The organism is Pantoea rodasii (assembly GCF_002095465.1).
GTDB lineage: Bacteria > Pseudomonadota > Gammaproteobacteria > Enterobacterales > Enterobacteriaceae > Pantoea > Pantoea rodasii.
The window spans coordinates 432,660-449,781 of record NZ_MLFP01000001.1 but is presented as its reverse complement, the minus strand read 5'-3'; the positions used below and the strand labels follow the sequence as shown (position 1 = coordinate 449,781).

The following is a 17,122-nucleotide window of genomic DNA, read 5'->3' as shown; positions in this document are numbered from 1 at the left end:
CGCAATAAACAACTTTTTATGATTTTGGGAACACCAGCAAACACCGGGTTACCCGATTGCTATTCATCATCTTGATGCGCAAGGCGCACCGGTAAATACCACTGACGAGCGGCGGCAGTTATCGCCTGCACCGCTTCATCATCCAGCATACGGCTTAAACGTTGCAGATAGGGATCGCTGCCCTCACCTTCCACCTGGAAACCACCCTGCCAGGCTTGCAGCAATTTGTTAAGTGCCTTTTTCTGCGTAGCTTCATCGTCCAACAGCTGGCGAGATTTGCCGTCAAAACAGGCATCCAGCCACGCGCCCCCTGATTTGTTCAGCAGCATCAACGGTTCAGTCATCCCGACCTGATAGGCCTCAACGTATTCGCTCAACAATGACAGCGCAGGCTCCGCGTCGATGGCTTTAAAACACCAGCGACTCTGTTTGCGCCCGTACATGCGGCTTTCCCCTTTGCCGCCCAGCGAGCAATACACCAAATGCTCCAGCCACAATAGCAGGCCATCATTCATATTCAGCACGCCCGGACGCCAGCGCAGCAGCCCATCAGCTTGCACCTGGGTTAGCCAGCCGGTCAACTGCACGCCGTTAAGTGACAGATTGATCTCCCACCCTTCGGCCGCCTGACGCTGACCGCTGACTTCCGCAGCCACTTCCTGCATCTCTTCGGTCTGGCTCTGCCAGAAAAGTTCCCCAAAAGCGCCATAAGGCAGATTGCCGGCGGCTCGATGGCGCGCATAGAGCTGGGCCGGATCGTCGCCATTAACCAGCGTATTCAGCAACTGTGCATTGATTTGATAACGCTCCAGGCTATCCGGTGCAAAGGGTTCGCTGTCCGGCAACTCGCTCTCTTCCATCCAAAACGCCACGCCTAACCGCTGCTGGAACCAGGCGCGCACCGGATGGCGCCAGAAGCGCAGCAGTTGTTCCAGCGAGAGGGTTTCCAGCGGCAGCAACGGTAGCCGTTGCACAAAGTCCGGCTGTGCCACGCCGCTGCCGGTGGCTGCCGGCAACCATTCGGCGGCAAAGCTCTGACCCCAGGCTTCGGGCTGATAGTTTTCCGCCGCAAATGGCATGCGGCTGTGCAGCGTTTGCAAATGCTCACGCACGTGCTGTTCGCTGACGTCGGGTTCACATGCTTCGTCGCCCGGCAGGCAAAAACTCTGACCAAGATAATCCACCAGTTCCGTTACCAGCACCGAGGGATAACGCTCGGTGTTGTCCTGAATCGCACGACCGATGTAACTGATGTAAAGCTGGTGTTGTGCTGAAATCAGCGCTTCGAGGAACAGGTAGCGATCATCATCACGGCGACTGCGATCGCCTTTGCGTGCCTGCTGCTGCATCAGATCAAAGCCGAGCGGTGCCAGGGTGCGTGGATACACGCCATCGTTCATGCCTAACAGGCACACCACCTTGAAGGGAATGGAACGCATCGGCATCAGGGTACAGAAGTTAATCGGCCCCGCCAGGAAGCGTTGGCTAATACGTTGCTGATCGAGGCGTGAACGCAGTTCATCACGCAGTAAGGTCACGGGAATTGGCTGCTGATAGGCCGCCTGCATGCCCTGCTCAATAATCTGTTTCCACTGGGTTTCAACCAGCAGCAACGCTGCTTCGCTCTCGGCGTCGCCATTGAAGAAACTGTCGATCAGCTCGCGGCACAGCGGTAACCATTCTGGCAGCGTGCGCTCTTCAGACAGCCGGAGGCGCCATGCCTCAAGACGTGACAGCAGTTCAGCCAGATGCCCGGCAAGTTCGGCAATCAATCCACTGGATTCATCGTAAGGTAAAATGCCCTGCCAGTCGCCGTTGCGGCTTTCCAGCGCATAGCCCAGCAACATACGTTGCAAACCAAAGCGCCAGGTGTGCTGGCCAGTGACGGGGAGCGCCAACGCTTCGACGCTCGCATCATCCAGCCCCCAACGAATGCCGGACTCCATCACCCAGCGGCGCAGCAGGCGCAGACCGCTTTCATCCACCGAGAAGCGCTGCGCCAGCGCGGGGACTTCCAGCAGTGCCAGCACCTCTTCGGAAGCAAAGCGACTCTCCGGCAAGCTCAGCAAACTTAACAGGGCTAAAATCGCCGGGTGCGCCTGGCTGGCACGACGATCCGAGATAGCAAACGGCAGATAACGATCGGCGGGCGCACTGGCAAACGCCGCCTGAATAAAGGGCGCGTAGCTGTCGATATCCGCCACCATCACAATGATATCGCGCGGCTTCAAATCGGGATCGGCTTCCATTAGCCCTAGCAGATGATCCTGTAACACTTCCACTTCACGCTGAGCGCTATGACACACCTGCAGCGTGATGGAACGATCGTGCGGATCGAGCGGGCGTTTTTTGCTGCTGTTGCCCAGTTCATCCGCATGCAGGCCAATCACCGCATGGTCATCAAGGTTGAGCAGGTCGGCTTGCAGGCTGTGCAGCAGGTTGTCCTGCGGCATCTCGACAAAGGCATCAATATCGTTCGCGGCGGATTCCATCTGACTGAGCAGGAACAGGTTATCGCGCCCCAGTTTTCCCCACGAAGCTAATAATGGATTGGTGAGCTGCTGTTCGCCGAGTTCATTGAACAGCGTCTGTGCTGCTTCGGGATCGCGGAACAGCATCTGCGTCTCTTCGGACTGAATGCGGCGACGTTTGCGGCTCTGCAATTTCGCGAGGAAAGCGTAATCCTGAATATCGCCCCAGTAATGGCGGCAGGGATTGGTAAACAGCAGATGAATATCGATGTGGCGACCGAGCGCTTCCAGCGCCTGCAAATACACCGGCGGCAGCGCGGAGATACCACAAATGAACACGCGTTGCGGCAACCCTGCTGGAGGGGTTGATGCTTGCTCCAGCGCGTGGATAAAGCGCGCATACAGGTTGGCGCGGTGCCACATCGGCTGGCCTAGCTGCTCGGTGAACGCCACCAGATCGCGCCACAGCGGTGCCTGCCACTGCTGGGCATCGCTTAAGCCGTCAATGAGTTCTCCGCGTTCCCAGCTGTTGAGCCAGTCAGATCGATACACCAGATATTGGTCAAACAGATCGGCAACACGTGCGCTGAGCTGATACAGCTTACGCTTGTCATCGTCATCATTGAGGTAGTGACGTAATGGCTGGAACGCATCCTGCTCCAGCAAGGTGGGCAAGCGATGCATCAGCTTCCAGCTCATGCTGGCTTTGGTGAAAGCGCTCTCTTCAGGGATTCCGGGCAGCACTTTGACAAACATGTTCCAGATAAAGGTCGCAGGCAGCGGAAAGTCGATATTCGCCGCGATACCAAAACTGTTTGCCAGCTCCATCTGCAGCCACTGCGCCATGCCGGGGCTTTGCACCAGCACCTGTTCGGCCGCGAGCGCATCGTTCAGCGGCTGGTTTTCAATCAGAATACCTGCCAGATTTTTCAACAGATCGAGCTGATTGGAGTGGTAAACCCGGAACATAAATCTCCTTGAGAGGGAAAACAGCGCAGCCTGGTCACTCTACCCTGTATCGTTAACGATGCCTATCGCAGAGGTCACCTTAGTGACAATTGAGCCGCGCCAGAGTGGCGCTGCGCTGCTGCGAACCCGTCACGGTGACGCGCTCCAGCATGCACCCCAGGCCCACACTCTGCTGCTGGCGCTCAATCTGCCAACCCGCCACCTCGCGCCCGAGCAAGGCTTGTCCGGCAACCTGCCACGCCTGCTGTTGCTGCCACTGTTGACTAAACCCCAAGGCCAGTACCCGATGGTATTGCAACAGCGTGCTGATGGTCATTGCCAGCAACAGCATCGCCACCAGCGTTTCAGCCAGGCTAAAGCCCTGCTGATAACGCCTGCGGCTGGCAGTGCTCTGGTTTCGACAATGGACAGTAATCAATCCAGCCGCGTGCCTCGGGTTGCAGCCGATGGCTGCGTGGCGAGACCCATTGCCAGAGGCGGAGATCGCTTTTTTCATCCTGACCCGATAACAGCGCATTGCCCTCCTCCATAGGTAATAAGCAGCTTAACCACTGGTGTGCGGGCTGTTGCTGGCATTGCCAACCGGGCACTGCCGACCAGCTTTGCATCAGCCCCCATTGCAGCGCAGCCTGTGCCTGCGAAAAATCTTTATGGTGCTGCTGCGTATCCGCCACCAGCACCACGCTCTGTGACAACTGCGTACGCAGAGCATGCAGCGTCAAACTGCCGAGTAATAACAGCATCAACACCATGCCTAACGTGCTGTTGCCGTGCTGCTTCATAGATTCATGCCTTCAATCCAGTGCTCAACGTGTTGGCTTTGCTCACCGGCACGGCCCGTCAGGTGGAGGATCAAGCGGGTGCCCTGGCGCACCAACCGGAACTGCTCAATGGTAAGAAAGGCGGGAGCGGTGAGGCGCTCCCAGCCATTGCCGTTACAGTTATCCACCGCGCGCTGCATTTCCAGCTGTCCGCTGCGTAACCGATAGCCGTAAAAATCACTGTCACTGCTGCCCACGCCTTCCCAGCGCCCATTGCTGTTTTCATCCCAGCGCAGCAGCACACAGCTGACACCCGCCGGCAGAGTGAGCGCGGGTCCAGTGCATTGCCCATGGCAATAACCCGCGCGCTGTAGCGCTTTTTGTAACGTCGAGGAGAGCTGTTGCAGCTCCTGCTGCAACTGCACGCGCTGTTGCAGACGCAGATTTTGCTCCAGCAGCAGCGGCAAAAATCGCCCGACGCTCACCATCAATATCGCGCCCACCGCCAGGGCAATAAGCATTTCCAGCAGGCTGAAACCGGCCTCGGTTATTCGCACCCTTTTTCTCCCGTCTGGCAGGCGCGTATGCGTGCACGCGCGGAGATAATCACCCGCCAGCGACCGGCTGCGCTTGTAACTTCAATGCTGCCAGGACGCGCCACATCACGCCGGCCATAGAAACCCGGTTCGCCGGCGATCGCGCTGAAGCGCACCCCGGTATGCGGCGACGCTAGCCACCAGCGTGAAGGCAACTCACAGCCCTCAGGCGGTTTAGTGCCGACACCCAGGCAGCCGCGTTCGCCGGGAATCAGCCACAGATTGAGTTCGCTGTTATGCCAGCTTGCGTGGGCGCGCAGCCGTAATAGAAATCCCTGCAGCTGCTGCACGCTATCGCGCAACTGTTGATGTTGCTGCCAGCGCTGCCAACTGTGCAGGGCACCGAGACTAAGTATCCCGGCGATCACCATCACCAGCAGTAATTCAGGCAAGGTGAACCCGAGGTTTGCGTTTTTGTTCATGGCGACAACGGTGCGCGTCTTCGAGGCGGCTAACAAGGCAACATCAAGCAGGATGGAAAGCGTCGCGCAGGCTATTTTCACGTGGTACAGGCAGATACAGATTGTTGCGAGGTGGATTCAGAAAAGCGGGTGTAGAAAAGGGAATAAAAAAGCCCCGCACAGTGGCAGGGCTTCGACGTTATTGCGCGTGCTTTTACACCGCGACCGGCGCTTTAATGGCCGGATGCGGGTCGTAACCCTCAATCTCAAAATCTTCAAAGTTGTAGTCGAAGATAGAGTCGGGTTTACGCTTGATCACCAGTTTAGGCAGTGGGCGCGGCTCGCGCGTCAGCTGCAGCTGTGCCTGCTCCAGATGGTTGCTGTACAGATGGGTATCACCACCGGTCCAGACAAAATCACCCACTTCCAGATCGCACTGCTGCGCCACCATATGCACCAGCAGCGCATAGCTGGCGATATTGAACGGCAGGCCGAGGAAGATATCGCAAGAACGCTGATACAGCTGACAAGAGAGCTTGCCGTTAGCCACGTAGAACTGGAAGAACGCATGGCACGGTGCCAACGCCATCTGGTCCAGCTCGCCCACGTTCCACGCTGAGACGATAATGCGGCGCGAATCCGGGTCACGTTTCAACTGCTCAATCACTTTGCTGATTTGGTCAATTTCTGCGCCTGAGGCACTGCCCCAACTGCGCCACTGCTTACCGTAGACCGGGCCTAAATCGCCGTTCTCATCAGCCCACTCGTCCCAAATCGTCACCTTGTTATCTTTCAGGTAGCTGATATTGGTTTCGCCTTTAAGGAACCACAGCAGCTCATGAATGATCGAACGCAGGTGCACTTTCTTGGTGGTGACCAGTGGAAAACCGTCCTGCAAATTGAAACGCATCTGGTGGCCGAAAATCGACAGCGTGCCGGTACCGGTGCGGTCGGCTTTCTCTGCGCCTTCATTCAGCACATGTTGCATTAAATCCAGATACTGTTTCATTTTACCTCACGAGTTTGTGGCTGTGGACGACGACGGTACGCCCAGATCATCATAATCACGCCGCCCAGAATCATCGGAACCGACAGAATCTGGCCCATGCTGATGCCGCCTTCAAACAGGCCCAGTTGGGCATCTGGCTGACGGAAGAATTCCACGATAATGCGGAAGGCACCGTAACCAATCAGGAACAGGCCTGAGACGCTGCCCATCGGGCGTGGCTTGCGAATAAACAGGTTGAGAATGATGAACAGCACAATGCCTTCAAGGAACAGTTCATACAGCTGCGAAGGATGGCGCGGCAGCACACCGTAGGTGCTCAACAGTTGCTGATATTGCGGGTTGTTGGCGGCCAGCGCGATATCTTCGCTGCGAGAACCCGGGAACAGCATGGCGAATTTGAAGCCAGGATCGACGCGGCCCCACAGCTCACCGTTGATGAAGTTACCGAGACGACCGGCACCCAAACCAAACGGAATCAGCGGTGCAATGAAGTCGGACACCTGGAAGAAGTTGCGCTTGGTGCGATGGGCAAACACCAGCATCACCACAATCACCCCAATCAGGCCACCGTGGAACGACATGCCGCCATCCCAGACTTTGAACAGGTAAAGGGGGTTATCGAGGAACAGCGGCAGGTTATAGAACAGCACGTAGCCAATACGGCCACCGAGGAACACACCGAGGAAGCCTGCATACAGCAGATTTTCCACTTCCTCTTTTTTCCAGCCGCTGCCAGGTTTGTTGGCCCGGCGCACCGCCAGCCACATAGCAAATACAAAGCCCACCAGATACATCAAGCCGTACCAGTGAAGCGAAATCGGTCCGATGGAGAAAATTATCGGGTCGAATTGGGGAAACGAAATGTAGCCGTTAGTCATCTTTCACCATCGTTTTTTCTGCCCTGAAACGGGTCTGGCTAAGGGGTCATAATTAAAAGGCTGCGCATAATAGCACAGCCGCTTTTCACAATTGGCGCGGAAGTGTAAACGCCGTTAACGACCGCCGCGAATCAAACCGCCCAGACCGCGTCGCTCCATAAACGCGGAAACCAGATGGCGTACTTCAGTGGCGGTATGCGCCGCCACACCCTGTTCACTCAGCTTCTGCGTTTCTTCGTGATCGAGGTGACGCAACAGATACTTCACACGCGGAATGTTCTTGCCGTTCATGCTCAGGTGGTGATAACCCAACCCCACCAACAGCGCGACGCACATGGGATCGCCGGCCATTTCACCACACAGGCACAGTTCCAGCTTGGCCTGACGGGCTTCGTTGGCAATGCTTTGCAGCGCGCGCAACATCGCCGGATGCAGCGGATCGTAGAGATTCGCTACGCGGGTATTGTTGCGATCCACCGCCAGCAGATACTGGGTGAGATCGTTGGTACCCACCGAAACGAAGTCCACGCGATCCGCCAAATGCGGGATCATGAACAGCATGGAGGGCACTTCAATCATCACGCCAATCCGCGGTTTAGGGATCACGTAACCCAACATTTCTTCCACTTCGCGACCGGCACGATCGATCAGCCGACGTGCATCGTCGATCTCATCGATATGGCTGATCATCGGCAGCAGAATACTGAGATTGCCCGATGCCACGTTGGCGCGCAGCATCGCACGCACCTGCACCAGGAAAATTTCCGGTTGATCGAGCGTCAGGCGAATGCCGCGCCAGCCAAGACAGGGATTCTCTTCACTGATCGGCATATAGGGCAGCTGTTTATCGGCTCCGACATCCAGCGTGCGCAGCGTAACAGGCTTGTCGTAGAACAGTTGCAGCATGCCTTGATATTGCGCCACCTGCTCCTCTTCCGACGGGAAGCCGTTGTGCAGCATAAACGGGATTTCAGTGCGGTACAGGCCGATGCCGTCCACCCAGTTATCCAGCTTCTGTTCATGCTCAGGGCTCAAGCCCGCATTCAGCATCACCAGCACCCGCTCGCCGCTTTTCAGCTCACCGGGCTGTTCCACAACGCCTTCGGCCATTTTGCTCAGCGCGTTTTCTTCGCTAATTAAGCGCTGATACTCCTGCACCAGCACCGGTTCAGGGTCGATCAGCACTTCTCCGCGATAGCCATCGACCACTAACACGCGTTTATTGAGCTGTGCAGGGATGATATCCGCGCCCATCACGGTCGGAATCCCCATCGCGCGCGTCAAAATGGCGGCGTGGGAGTTGGCGGCACCGTCGCGCACCACCACCCCGGCTAAACGCTCCGGTGGCAGCTCTGCCAGCGTAGTGGCCGTGAGTTCATCGGCCACCAGCACGAAACGCTCAGGCCAGGCATTGGTGCCGACCAGCGAATCATCGAGGTGAAAGAGCAAACGTTGTCCGAGCACGCGCAAATCGCCCGCACGCTCGCGTAAATATTGGTCCTGCAGGCTGGCAAACTGTTCGGCAAACTTCTCGATCACCGTTTTCACCGCCCACTCGGCGACCGATCCGCGGTCGATCTCGGCAAACAGATCTTTTTTCAGCCGTGCATCGGTTAACAGGTGCGAGTAAAGATCGAAGATCGCGGCACTTTCTTTCTGCACGCTGGCGGTAAAACGTTTACTGAAGCGGCGGAATTCATTGCCCGCCTCGCCCATTGCCAGCACCAGCCGTTCGCGTTCGCGCTGCACATCCAGTGTCGATGCCGCAGAGACCTGATCCAGCAACGGCTGAGTTTCATCAACCCAACCGGGCGCGACCGCCACGCCAGGCGCCGCCGCAATCGCTTTGACGCGCGTCTGACGGAATTGGCCGAACAGTTGACCGAGCTGCGATTGCGACAGCAGACCCGCCATTTGCGTGGCCAGCGTGACCAGGAAAGATTCTTCGCTTTCGTCGAATTGACGATGCTCTCGCTGCTGCACCACCAGCACGCCAAGCAGCTGGCGACGGCTGATGATCGGCACGCCGAGGAAGGAGCGATAGCGCTCTTCTTTTACGGAAGGGATGTATTTGAAGCTGGGATGGCTCTGCGCGTCGGCGAGGTTAATCGGCTCGGCCAGACGTCCGACGAGCCCGACAATACCTTCATCAAACGCCAGCGTGACAGTGCGACCACGCGGCTTTTTGAGCCCGCGCGTCGCCATCAGGTAGTAGCAACGACGATCGTGATCCGCGAGATAAACCGAGCAGACCTCGGTTTCCATCGCAAGGCAAATTTCGTTTACCAGAATGTCGAGTGCTTCATTCAGACGCGGAGCACTCGCCACTTTCTCTACTATTTCGCGCAACTGAGTGAGCATAAAGGGCGTGGCCTATCCTCTTTTACGTCGATGGGCGGCGTTGTTACTGCGCTGCCCCGCACTCTCCTGCATAGACATCACCACGCCAGCGAATTCCTTCATTACGCGGCGATAGACATCGCGTTTGAAGGAGACAACCTGACGCACCGGATACCAGAAGCTAACCCAGCGCCACCCATCGAACTCTGGCGTGCTGCTGTGTTGCACATTGATCTCCGCGTCACTACACATCAACTGCAGAAGAAACCACTTTTGTTTCTGGCCGATACACACCGGCTTTGTGTCCCAACGCACCAAACGTTTTGGCAACTTGTAACGTAACCAGTTACGGGTTGAAGCAAGTATTCGAACATCTTTGCGGTGTAAACCCACTTCTTCGAACAGTTCGCGATACATCGCCTGTTCAGCGGTTTCACCCGGATTGATGCCTCCCTGAGGAAATTGCCAGGAGTGCTGTCCAAAGCGCCTGGCCCATAACACTTGTCCTTGCCTGTTACAGATTACGATACCAACATTCGGGCGGTAGCATCATCATCGATCACTGGACTACCTCAAAGCAAAATTTGAATAGCCTGATTGTTTCACACTCCTTACAGGCGGTAAACCACTGGATATGCGGGCCGATAACAGAATAAAAACAGGATAACTCACAGATTTGAGCCAAGTTATAAACAGAGGAGTCGATTTTAGGGTGATCTTATTCACCTTTTCTGTGGATAGCTTTGTGAAGAACACGGGAATGAATTGAATAACCCCTTCGGAAAAATCTCATACAACCTGTAAGGAATGACTATAAAAACATGATTAATCATGGTGATAGATGAAAATTTCCGTATCAAACCCGCAAAGTTCATGATCAAATAACTGACAGGATCCCATGACTGCTCAAAGATCCACCAACGTCGCTTTTATCCACAGATAATGTCCTAAACCTGGTCAAAGAAAGGAAAAAAAGCGTTCAAATCAGTAAAGTCAAGGCTGTAAATGGAAACAGGGGTCGTTAACAGGGGGTGTTATCCCACCTTTCTGTGGATAAGTAGGTTTAAGAACCTGTTCATTGTCGATAACAAACTGGGATAACCTTGCCATCGCATCCACACCCGCCCGATAACGCGCCTAAAAAAGCACGCTTAATCATGCTATTATCACGGTTATTCACTCAGCGAACATGTGGAAAACTTGCCCGCGCCTGAGTTGTTCAACCTTTAACCAATATGGGTTTTTTCGATGAATTCCCCTGCTTTGCTGCCTAAACCTCCCCAGGATGAAGCAGAATTGTTGCAACGTGCCCAGCGGTTGGCCGGTCAGACTTTTGCCGCCCTGGCCGCCCAACTTGGCTTAGCGGTGCCTGCCGATCTACGCCGCGATAAAGGCTGGGTTGGCATGCTTATCGAGTTGCATCTGGGGGCCAGCGCAGGCAGCAAGGCCGAGCAGGATTTCGCCCACCTCGGCATCGAACTCAAGACCATTCCGGTAGATGCTCAAGGCAAACCGCTGGAAACCACTTTTGTCTGCGTTGCACCGTTAACCGGTAACAGCGGCGTGACCTGGGAATCCAGCCATGTGCGCCATAAACTGGCCCGCGTGTTATGGATTCCGATTGAGGGCGATCGCGCCCTGCCGCTAGCGGATCGTCGGGTGGGTTCGCCGCTGTTATGGCAACCCAGCGAAGAAGAAGATCAGCAGCTGCGCGAAGATTGGGAAGAGCTGATGGATATGATCGTACTGGGTCAGGTGGAATGCATCACCGCCCGCCACGGGGCCTGGCTGCAGATCCGCCCGAAAGCCGCGAACAGTAAAGCGTTAACGGAAGCCATCGGCGTGCACGGAGAGCCTATAATGACCTTACCGCGCGGCTTCTACCTCAAGAAAAGCTTTACCGGACCGCTGCTGGCGCGCCATTTTTACTGTAAGTCAGGCGCATCGGGTGCGTATAATTGTCGTTTAATATTCGTTTAGGATTGAATGATTCATGTTTGACTGGATTGCTGATCCCAATGCCTGGCTGGCACTGGGAACATTGACCATTTTGGAAGTGGTTTTGGGTATCGACAACATCATCTTCCTGTCGCTGGTTGTCGCTAAGCTGCCGAAACACCAACAAAACAAAGCACGCCGCCTGGGTTTAATGGGGGCCATGCTGATGCGACTGGGCCTGCTGGCGTGTATCGCCTGGGTCGTTCGCCTGACTAATCCGCTGTTTACGCTGATGGATCACAGCTTCTCCGCCCGCGATCTGATTCTGCTGTTTGGTGGTTTGTTCCTGCTGTGGAAATCCAGCATGGAGATCCATGAGACCATTGAAGGCGCCGAAGGTGAACACAAAACCAACGTACACTCCTTCTTTGGCGCCATCGTGCAGATCATGCTGCTGGATATTATTTTCAGCCTCGATTCGGTGATCACGGCAGTGGGTTTGTCCGATCACCTGTTCATTATGATGGCGGCGGTGGTGATTGCCGTATTGATGATGATGTTTGCCGCGCGCACCATTGGTGAGTTTGTTGAGCGTCACCCTTCGGTGAAAATGCTGGCGCTGGCGTTCCTGATTTTGGTCGGCTTTACTCTGATTCTGGAGAGTTTCGGCATCCATGTACCAAAAGGTTACATTTATTTTGCCATGTTCTTCTCAATGGCGGTGGAGTGCCTGAACCTGATGCGCGGCAAGAAAAGCGCGGCTTAAGGAAGTCAAGGGCGAGCGCATCTCGCCCTTTAATTTTAGGAATGATGCGATTACGTCAGCCAGCGAAAGCATTTATTACTACACTTTTGCAGTTGAAGTAGGTTGATGGAGATAAGAATGAAAGGGTTGGTAAGTATTGTAGGTATTATGCTGGTCGCGCTGACGTTAAGCGGTTGCAGCAGTGATTACGTGATGGCGACCAAAGATGGCCGCATGATTAAGACCGATGGCAAACCATCCATCGATAAAGAGACCGGGTTAGTGCAGTACACCGACAATCAGGGTCATGTGATGCAGATTAATGGTGATGAGGTCTCCACCATCATTGAGCGTTAAGTGCAAAATTCGATTGCCTGCACGATTTTTCCCCCCAGTGCAGGTGATTTCCCGAACTTTCCCCCCTTCCTTCCGCGCCGCTTCACAGGATATAGTCCCAGAGGACACAACATTCCCTTTCATAATGAAAAAAGGAAGCCGGCAATGCATTATCACCGCATCCCCCACAGTACGCTGGAAGTCAGCCAACTGGGGTTAGGAACCATGACGTTTGGTGAGCAAAACAGCGAAGCCGACGCCCACGCGCAACTCGATTACGCGATTAGCAGTGGCATCAACTTAATTGATACCGCTGAAATGTATCCGGTGCCACCGCGCCCGGAAACCCAGGGATTAACCGAACAGTACATTGGCAGCTGGCTGAAAAAGCGCGGCAGCCGTGACAAGATCATTCTGGCCAGCAAAATTGCCGGCCCGGTGCGCGGTGCGGACGCGTCAATTCGTCCCAACCAGGCACTGGATCGCAAAAACATTCGTGAAGCGCTGGATGCCAGCCTGAAGCGTCTGAATACCGATTACATCGACCTCTATCAGCTGCACTGGCCGCAGCGTCAGACCAACTACTTTGGCAAGCTGGGTTACCAGTACAGCGAAACCACCGCCAACGTGACGCTGCTGGAGACGCTGGAAGCGCTGAATGAACAGGTGCGTGCGGGTAAGATTCGCTACATCGGCGTGTCTAACGAAACCGCATGGGGCGTGATGCGCTATCTGCAGCTGGCTGAAAAGCACGAGCTGCCGCGCATTGTCACCATTCAGAACCCGTACAGCTTGCTGAACCGCAGCTATGAAGTCGCCCTGGCGGAAATCAGCCAGCATGAAGGGGTTGAACTGCTGGCCTATTCAAGCCTGGCGTTTGGTACCTTGAGCGGCAAATATCTTAATGGTGCGAAACCGGCCGGTGCGCGTAACACGCTGTTCAGCCGCTTTACCCGCTACAGCGGTGAGCAGTCGAATCAGGCGATTGCCGCTTACGTGGATTTGGCGAAGAAGCATAATCTGGATCCGTCGCAGATGGCGCTGGCCTATGTACGCCAACAGCCATTCGTCGCCAGCACCCTGCTGGGTGCGACCACGCTGGAGCAACTGAAGATTAACGTGGAGAGTTTCAACCTGACGCTGAATGCCGAAGTGTTAGAGGAACTGGAAGCGATTCATCGTCAGTACACTTACCCAGCACCTTAACCGGCACTTTACCGTAGCGGCGCGATGTATCGCGCTTTTCTGCAGCAGCATAGCTGCTAACAGATACGCAATAAATTGCGCCGCTACGGCATTCTGCTTTGCTTACTTGCGCGTTTTCCACCATAGCACCGCAATCGCCAGCGCAAAAATCCCACCGAACCCAATGCCGGTTGCCACCGCAGGCGCACCAAACTTCACGGCAACGGTATACAGCCCCAGCATCACCAACATCGCGATGTTTTCACCGAAGTTCTGCACTGCAATGGCGTTACCTGCGCCCACCGACTCTTTACCGCGCTCCTGCAGCAGCGCATTGAGCGGCACCACAAAGAAGCCGCCCAGCGCACCAATCACCATCAGCACCAGATAGGCATTCAGCAAGCTGGTTTGCAGTGAGAACACCACCACCATCACGCCAATTAAAAATCCTGCTGGCATACAGCGGCGCACGGTTTTTAGCGTCACCAGTTTTGCCGCCGCGGCGGCGCCAATCACAATCCCGATCGCCACCATGGCATTTAACGTGGTGGGGGTTTTATTGTCGGTGATGCCGAGTGCCACCGGCACCCACAGCACCAGCAGAAAACGCAACGTTACGCCCGCGCCCCAAAACATGCTGGTGCCGAGCAGGGAAAAGCGCGTCTCACCGTTCCGCCACAGCAGCAAGCCAGAAGCGGCAAAGCTGCGCAGCATCGCGCCGAAATGCCAGCTCTGGCCGGGACGCGCCGCCACCAGTTTAGGGATAAAGATATTCGCTACTACCGCCAGCGCGTAAGTGAGTGCACACACAATCAGCGCGGCCAACAGATTCCAGTCAGCCAGAATACCGCCCGCCACCGAGCCCAGCAGAATCGCGGCGATGGTCGATGACTCCATCAGCCCGTTGGCTTTCACCAGCCGCTCACCGCGTGTGATTTCCGTGAGGATGCCGTACTTCGCCGGTGAATAGGATGCGGCACCAATACCCACCAGCGTGTAGCCAAGGAACGGATTGAAGCCGAAGCAGATAATCAGCGCCCCCAGCAGCTTGAGGCTGTTGGCAAACATCATCACCCGGCCTTTGGCAAAGCTGTCGGCCATCTGCCCGACAAACGGCGCGAGTAAGATGTAAGTGGCCACAAACATCATTTGCAGAATCGGCTGACTCCAGTCGGGATAGAACTGGCTTTTCAGCACTGCCAGCGTGGCAAACAACAGTGCGTTATCGCCAAACGCCGAGAAAAACTGCGCCACGATCACCGCCATCATGTTGCGTGACAGCAGCGGTGCATCCGAATTGACTGCCTGACTCATGCCTGCTCCTCTTCCGCCAGCTGCTTGAGGCTGACATAGTCCGGTTTGCCACTGCCGAGCTGCGGCAGCTGTTTCATAAAGCGAATGTCACGCGGCACCGCCAGTTCTGGCGCACCGATGTCACGCGCGGCTTTTAACAGTTGCTCGCGCGTCAGTTCACTGTCGGTAGTGAATAACACCAATGCTTCACCGCGATGATCGTCCGGACGCAGCGACGCGGCATGCTGTTTCTCCGCCGAGGCTTTCAGCGCAATCTGCTCAACACTTTCCAGCGACACCATCTCACCGGCAATCTTGGCGAAGCGTTTAGCGCGCCCCTGAATCTGGCAGAAGCCACCTTCATCAAAGCTAACGATGTCTCCGGTGTCGTACCAACCGGCTTCCATCTCACCTTCGCCGTTGTCCGCCACGGGCTTTTCCAGCACGCCGGGATTTTCAACGCGCAGATAACCGTTCATCACGTTCGGACCACGCAGTTGCAGGCGACCGCCCTGCTCGATGCCCGGCACGGCAATCAAACGCGAATCCATGCCCGGCAGAATGCGACCCACGGTGTGGGTTTTCGCCGCCATCGGTACATTGATCGCCACCACCGGCGCACATTCCGTCACGCCGTAGCCTTCAAGAATGCGGATGCCGTACTTCTCAGCATAAATCTGTCGCGTGCCTTCCTGCAGTTTCTCCGCACCCGCCACTACATAGCGCAGTCGCGCAAAATCATACGGACTGGCAAAGCGCGCGTAGTTGCCAAGGAAAGTCGAGGTGCCGAACAACACGGTGCAGTTACGGTCGTACACCAACTCCGGCACGATGCGGTAATGCAGCGGGCTCGGATAGAGGAAAACCTGAGCGCCAGTCAGCAACGGGGTAAACAAGCCCACCGTGAGGCCAAAAGCGTGGAACAGCGGCAGTGCCGACATAAAGCGGTCACGCGGGGTGAAATCCGCCACGGTACGAATCTGTTCAACGTTAGCTAACAGGCTTTTGTGCGAGTGCACCACGCCTTTGGGATTGCCTTCGGAGCCGGAGGTGAACAGCACCATTGCGGCCTCTTCCGGCTGTTGCTTTATCTGGGCACGGCGCGGCATCAGCAGGTGCGCCAGGATCCACAGCTTGTCTTTCAGCGTGACGGTATCTTTGAGGTCTTCAAGGTAGATCCACTGCACTTCCGTTAAGCCTTCCGGCAGATGCCCCAGGTTGCCCTTTTCGAGGAACTGGCGTGAGGTGAACACGGTTTTGACCTGCGAAGCGGTAAGCGCAGCGCGCATGCCGTTAACGCCTGCGGTGTAGTTGAGCATCGCCGGAACGCGCCCGCGCAGTGATGCACCAAGAATCGCCGCCGCCGTTACCGTGGCATTGGGCAGCAGCAGGCCAACAAACTCACCCTGCTGGCTGTAGCGCTCCAAAATACGTCCCACGCCCAGCGACTTTTTCAGCAGCCCGGTATAGCTATCCGGTTTGAAGTTGATGTCTTCGATGCACGGTTTTGTGAAGCCATAACGCTGGCGCGCCTTGAGGAAGGCTTCGAACAAGGTTTCACGCGGCCGCACCGCCATGCGCGCTTCCATCATCACATGATGTAAGTGCTCACCTGCTAATATGCGGCGATCGCGTGCGCGTTTCGCTTCCGGCATCGGAATAACGGTAGCAGGCAAGACGCTTAAGGTGATGCGCGGAAACAGGCGACGTTTGAATACCCCCGCCAGTCGCCCAAACGGCGTGTACTCCGCCCCTTCGATGCGCATGGGAACCACGGTCGCACCCGATTTAGCCGCGACAAAGCCCGCACCGCTGTAGATCTTCATCAGCGAACCGGTCACGGTGATGCGCCCTTCCGGGAAGATCACCACCGGACGCCCCTGGTTGATCATCCGCACCAGATGTTTGATCGACATCGGTTTGGTGGGATCGAGCGGCACGAAATCGATGATCGGCTTCAGGAGCCGCATATACCATTGATCGCTGATCGAAGAGTAGACGGCGAACACCGGTTTGATCGGCAGGAACAGCGCCACCAAAATGCCATCAAGGAATGACATGTGGTTAGGGGTGATCAGCACTTTTTCTTTGTGCAATGCGGTGAGATCGCCACGCAGTTCCACCCGCCATAACAGGCGAAACAGGAAACGCAAAACAGTGAAAAGCATGCCAGCTCCTTAGCAACGGTAAAATATGGCGC

The 17,122-nt window shown here is 55.9% G+C and carries 14 protein-coding genes and 1 pseudogene; 4 read left to right on the top strand and 11 right to left on the bottom strand.

Annotation, left to right across the window (positions count from 1 at the left end; genetic code table 11):
• Positions 1 to 59: 59 nt before the first annotated feature.
• The 9 genes and pseudogenes from recC to rppH all read right to left on the bottom strand — a co-directional run bounded on the left by recC (position 60) and on the right by rppH (position 9,988).
• The gene (gene recC, locus HA45_RS02010; RefSeq protein WP_100703592.1) at positions 60 to 3,440 is read right to left on the bottom strand and encodes an exodeoxyribonuclease V subunit gamma; all 3,381 of its coding nucleotides are present in this window, start codon (positions 3,438 to 3,440) and stop codon (positions 60 to 62) included.
• 79 nt (positions 3,441 to 3,519) lie between these two features.
• Positions 3,520 to 3,792 carry a prepilin-type N-terminal cleavage/methylation domain-containing protein gene (locus HA45_RS02005; protein ID WP_240629271.1) on the bottom strand — a complete coding sequence of 91 codons (273 nt, stop codon included), beginning with the start codon at positions 3,790 to 3,792 and terminating at the stop codon, positions 3,520 to 3,522.
• Position 3,793: 1 nt separating this feature from the next.
• On the bottom strand, positions 3,794 to 4,222 hold the full coding sequence (locus tag HA45_RS02000; protein WP_100703591.1) for a DUF2509 family protein: 429 nt from the start codon (positions 4,220 to 4,222) through the stop codon (positions 3,794 to 3,796).
• A complete protein-coding gene (locus HA45_RS01995; protein ID WP_100703590.1) occupies positions 4,219 to 4,758 on the bottom strand; it encodes a prepilin peptidase-dependent protein in 540 nt (179 codons plus the stop codon). The genes HA45_RS02000 and HA45_RS01995 overlap by 4 nt, the downstream gene beginning before the upstream one ends.
• A complete protein-coding gene (locus HA45_RS01990; RefSeq protein ID WP_420849071.1) occupies positions 4,749 to 5,300 on the bottom strand; it encodes a prepilin-type N-terminal cleavage/methylation domain-containing protein in 552 nt (183 codons plus the stop codon). The genes HA45_RS01995 and HA45_RS01990 overlap by 10 nt, the downstream gene beginning before the upstream one ends.
• A gap of 112 nt (positions 5,301 to 5,412) precedes the next feature.
• Complete coding sequence (thyA, locus tag HA45_RS01985; protein ID WP_100703589.1) at positions 5,413 to 6,207, bottom strand: thymidylate synthase; 795 nt, start codon at positions 6,205 to 6,207, stop codon at positions 5,413 to 5,415.
• Positions 6,204 to 7,085, bottom strand: coding sequence for a prolipoprotein diacylglyceryl transferase (gene lgt / locus HA45_RS01980; RefSeq protein ID WP_100703588.1), 882 nt, complete (start codon positions 7,083 to 7,085; stop codon positions 6,204 to 6,206). Before lgt ends, thyA begins: the two co-directional genes overlap by 4 nt.
• Before the next feature lie 114 nt (positions 7,086 to 7,199).
• Complete coding sequence (ptsP, locus tag HA45_RS01975) at positions 7,200 to 9,446, bottom strand: phosphoenolpyruvate--protein phosphotransferase (RefSeq protein WP_100703587.1); 2,247 nt, start codon at positions 9,444 to 9,446, stop codon at positions 7,200 to 7,202.
• Positions 9,447 to 9,458: 12 nt separating this feature from the next.
• A pseudogene (gene rppH / locus HA45_RS01970) lies at positions 9,459 to 9,988 on the bottom strand (RNA pyrophosphohydrolase).
• 685 nt (positions 9,989 to 10,673) lie between these two features.
• On the opposite strand from rppH, the gene mutH reads away from it, so the two are divergent.
• From mutH to HA45_RS01945, 4 genes are all read left to right on the top strand, one after another.
• Positions 10,674 to 11,405: a DNA mismatch repair endonuclease MutH gene (mutH, locus tag HA45_RS01960; RefSeq protein ID WP_128598871.1), complete on the top strand. Its 732-nt coding sequence runs from the start codon at positions 10,674 to 10,676 to the stop codon at positions 11,403 to 11,405.
• Between the two features lie 13 nt (positions 11,406 to 11,418).
• Positions 11,419 to 12,129 (top strand): TerC family protein, encoded by a 711-nt coding sequence (locus HA45_RS01955; protein ID WP_100703583.1) that lies wholly within the window; start codon positions 11,419 to 11,421, stop codon positions 12,127 to 12,129.
• Positions 12,130 to 12,246: 117 nt separating this feature from the next.
• Entirely contained in the window at positions 12,247 to 12,465 is a 219-nt protein-coding gene (locus HA45_RS01950) for a YgdI/YgdR family lipoprotein (protein ID WP_100703582.1), read from the top strand.
• 144 nt (positions 12,466 to 12,609) lie between these two features.
• The gene (locus HA45_RS01945) at positions 12,610 to 13,650 is read left to right on the top strand and encodes an NADP(H)-dependent aldo-keto reductase (RefSeq protein ID WP_100703581.1); all 1,041 of its coding nucleotides are present in this window, start codon (positions 12,610 to 12,612) and stop codon (positions 13,648 to 13,650) included.
• Between the two features lie 102 nt (positions 13,651 to 13,752).
• On the opposite strand, the gene lplT is transcribed toward HA45_RS01945, so the two are convergent.
• Both lplT and aas read right to left on the bottom strand, forming a co-directional pair.
• On the bottom strand, positions 13,753 to 14,943 hold the full coding sequence (lplT, locus tag HA45_RS01940) for a lysophospholipid transporter LplT (RefSeq protein WP_100703580.1): 1,191 nt from the start codon (positions 14,941 to 14,943) through the stop codon (positions 13,753 to 13,755).
• Positions 14,940 to 17,090: a bifunctional acyl-ACP--phospholipid O-acyltransferase/long-chain-fatty-acid--ACP ligase gene (gene aas, locus HA45_RS01935; RefSeq protein ID WP_100703579.1), complete on the bottom strand. Its 2,151-nt coding sequence runs from the start codon at positions 17,088 to 17,090 to the stop codon at positions 14,940 to 14,942. The genes lplT and aas overlap by 4 nt, the downstream gene beginning before the upstream one ends.
• Positions 17,091 to 17,122: the final 32 nt, after the last annotated feature.

Coding starts and splice junctions, on each gene's coding strand:
- HA45_RS01950 (WP_100703582.1), top strand. CDS start 12,247: ATGAAAGGGTTGGTAAGTATTGTAGGTATTATGCTGGTCGCGCTGACG.
- ptsP (WP_100703587.1), bottom strand. CDS start 9,446: ATGCTCACTCAGTTGCGCGAAATAGTAGAGAAAGTGGCGAGTGCTCCG.
- aas (WP_100703579.1), bottom strand. CDS start 17,090: ATGCTTTTCACTGTTTTGCGTTTCCTGTTTCGCCTGTTATGGCGGGTG.
- lplT (WP_100703580.1), bottom strand. CDS start 14,943: ATGAGTCAGGCAGTCAATTCGGATGCACCGCTGCTGTCACGCAACATG.
- HA45_RS02000 (WP_100703591.1), bottom strand. CDS start 4,222: ATGAAGCAGCACGGCAACAGCACGTTAGGCATGGTGTTGATGCTGTTA.
- lgt (WP_100703588.1), bottom strand. CDS start 7,085: ATGACTAACGGCTACATTTCGTTTCCCCAATTCGACCCGATAATTTTC.
- HA45_RS01955 (WP_100703583.1), top strand. CDS start 11,419: ATGTTTGACTGGATTGCTGATCCCAATGCCTGGCTGGCACTGGGAACA.
- mutH (WP_128598871.1), top strand. CDS start 10,674: ATGAATTCCCCTGCTTTGCTGCCTAAACCTCCCCAGGATGAAGCAGAA.
- recC (WP_100703592.1), bottom strand. CDS start 3,440: ATGTTCCGGGTTTACCACTCCAATCAGCTCGATCTGTTGAAAAATCTG.
- HA45_RS01945 (WP_100703581.1), top strand. CDS start 12,610: ATGCATTATCACCGCATCCCCCACAGTACGCTGGAAGTCAGCCAACTG.
- thyA (WP_100703589.1), bottom strand. CDS start 6,207: ATGAAACAGTATCTGGATTTAATGCAACATGTGCTGAATGAAGGCGCA.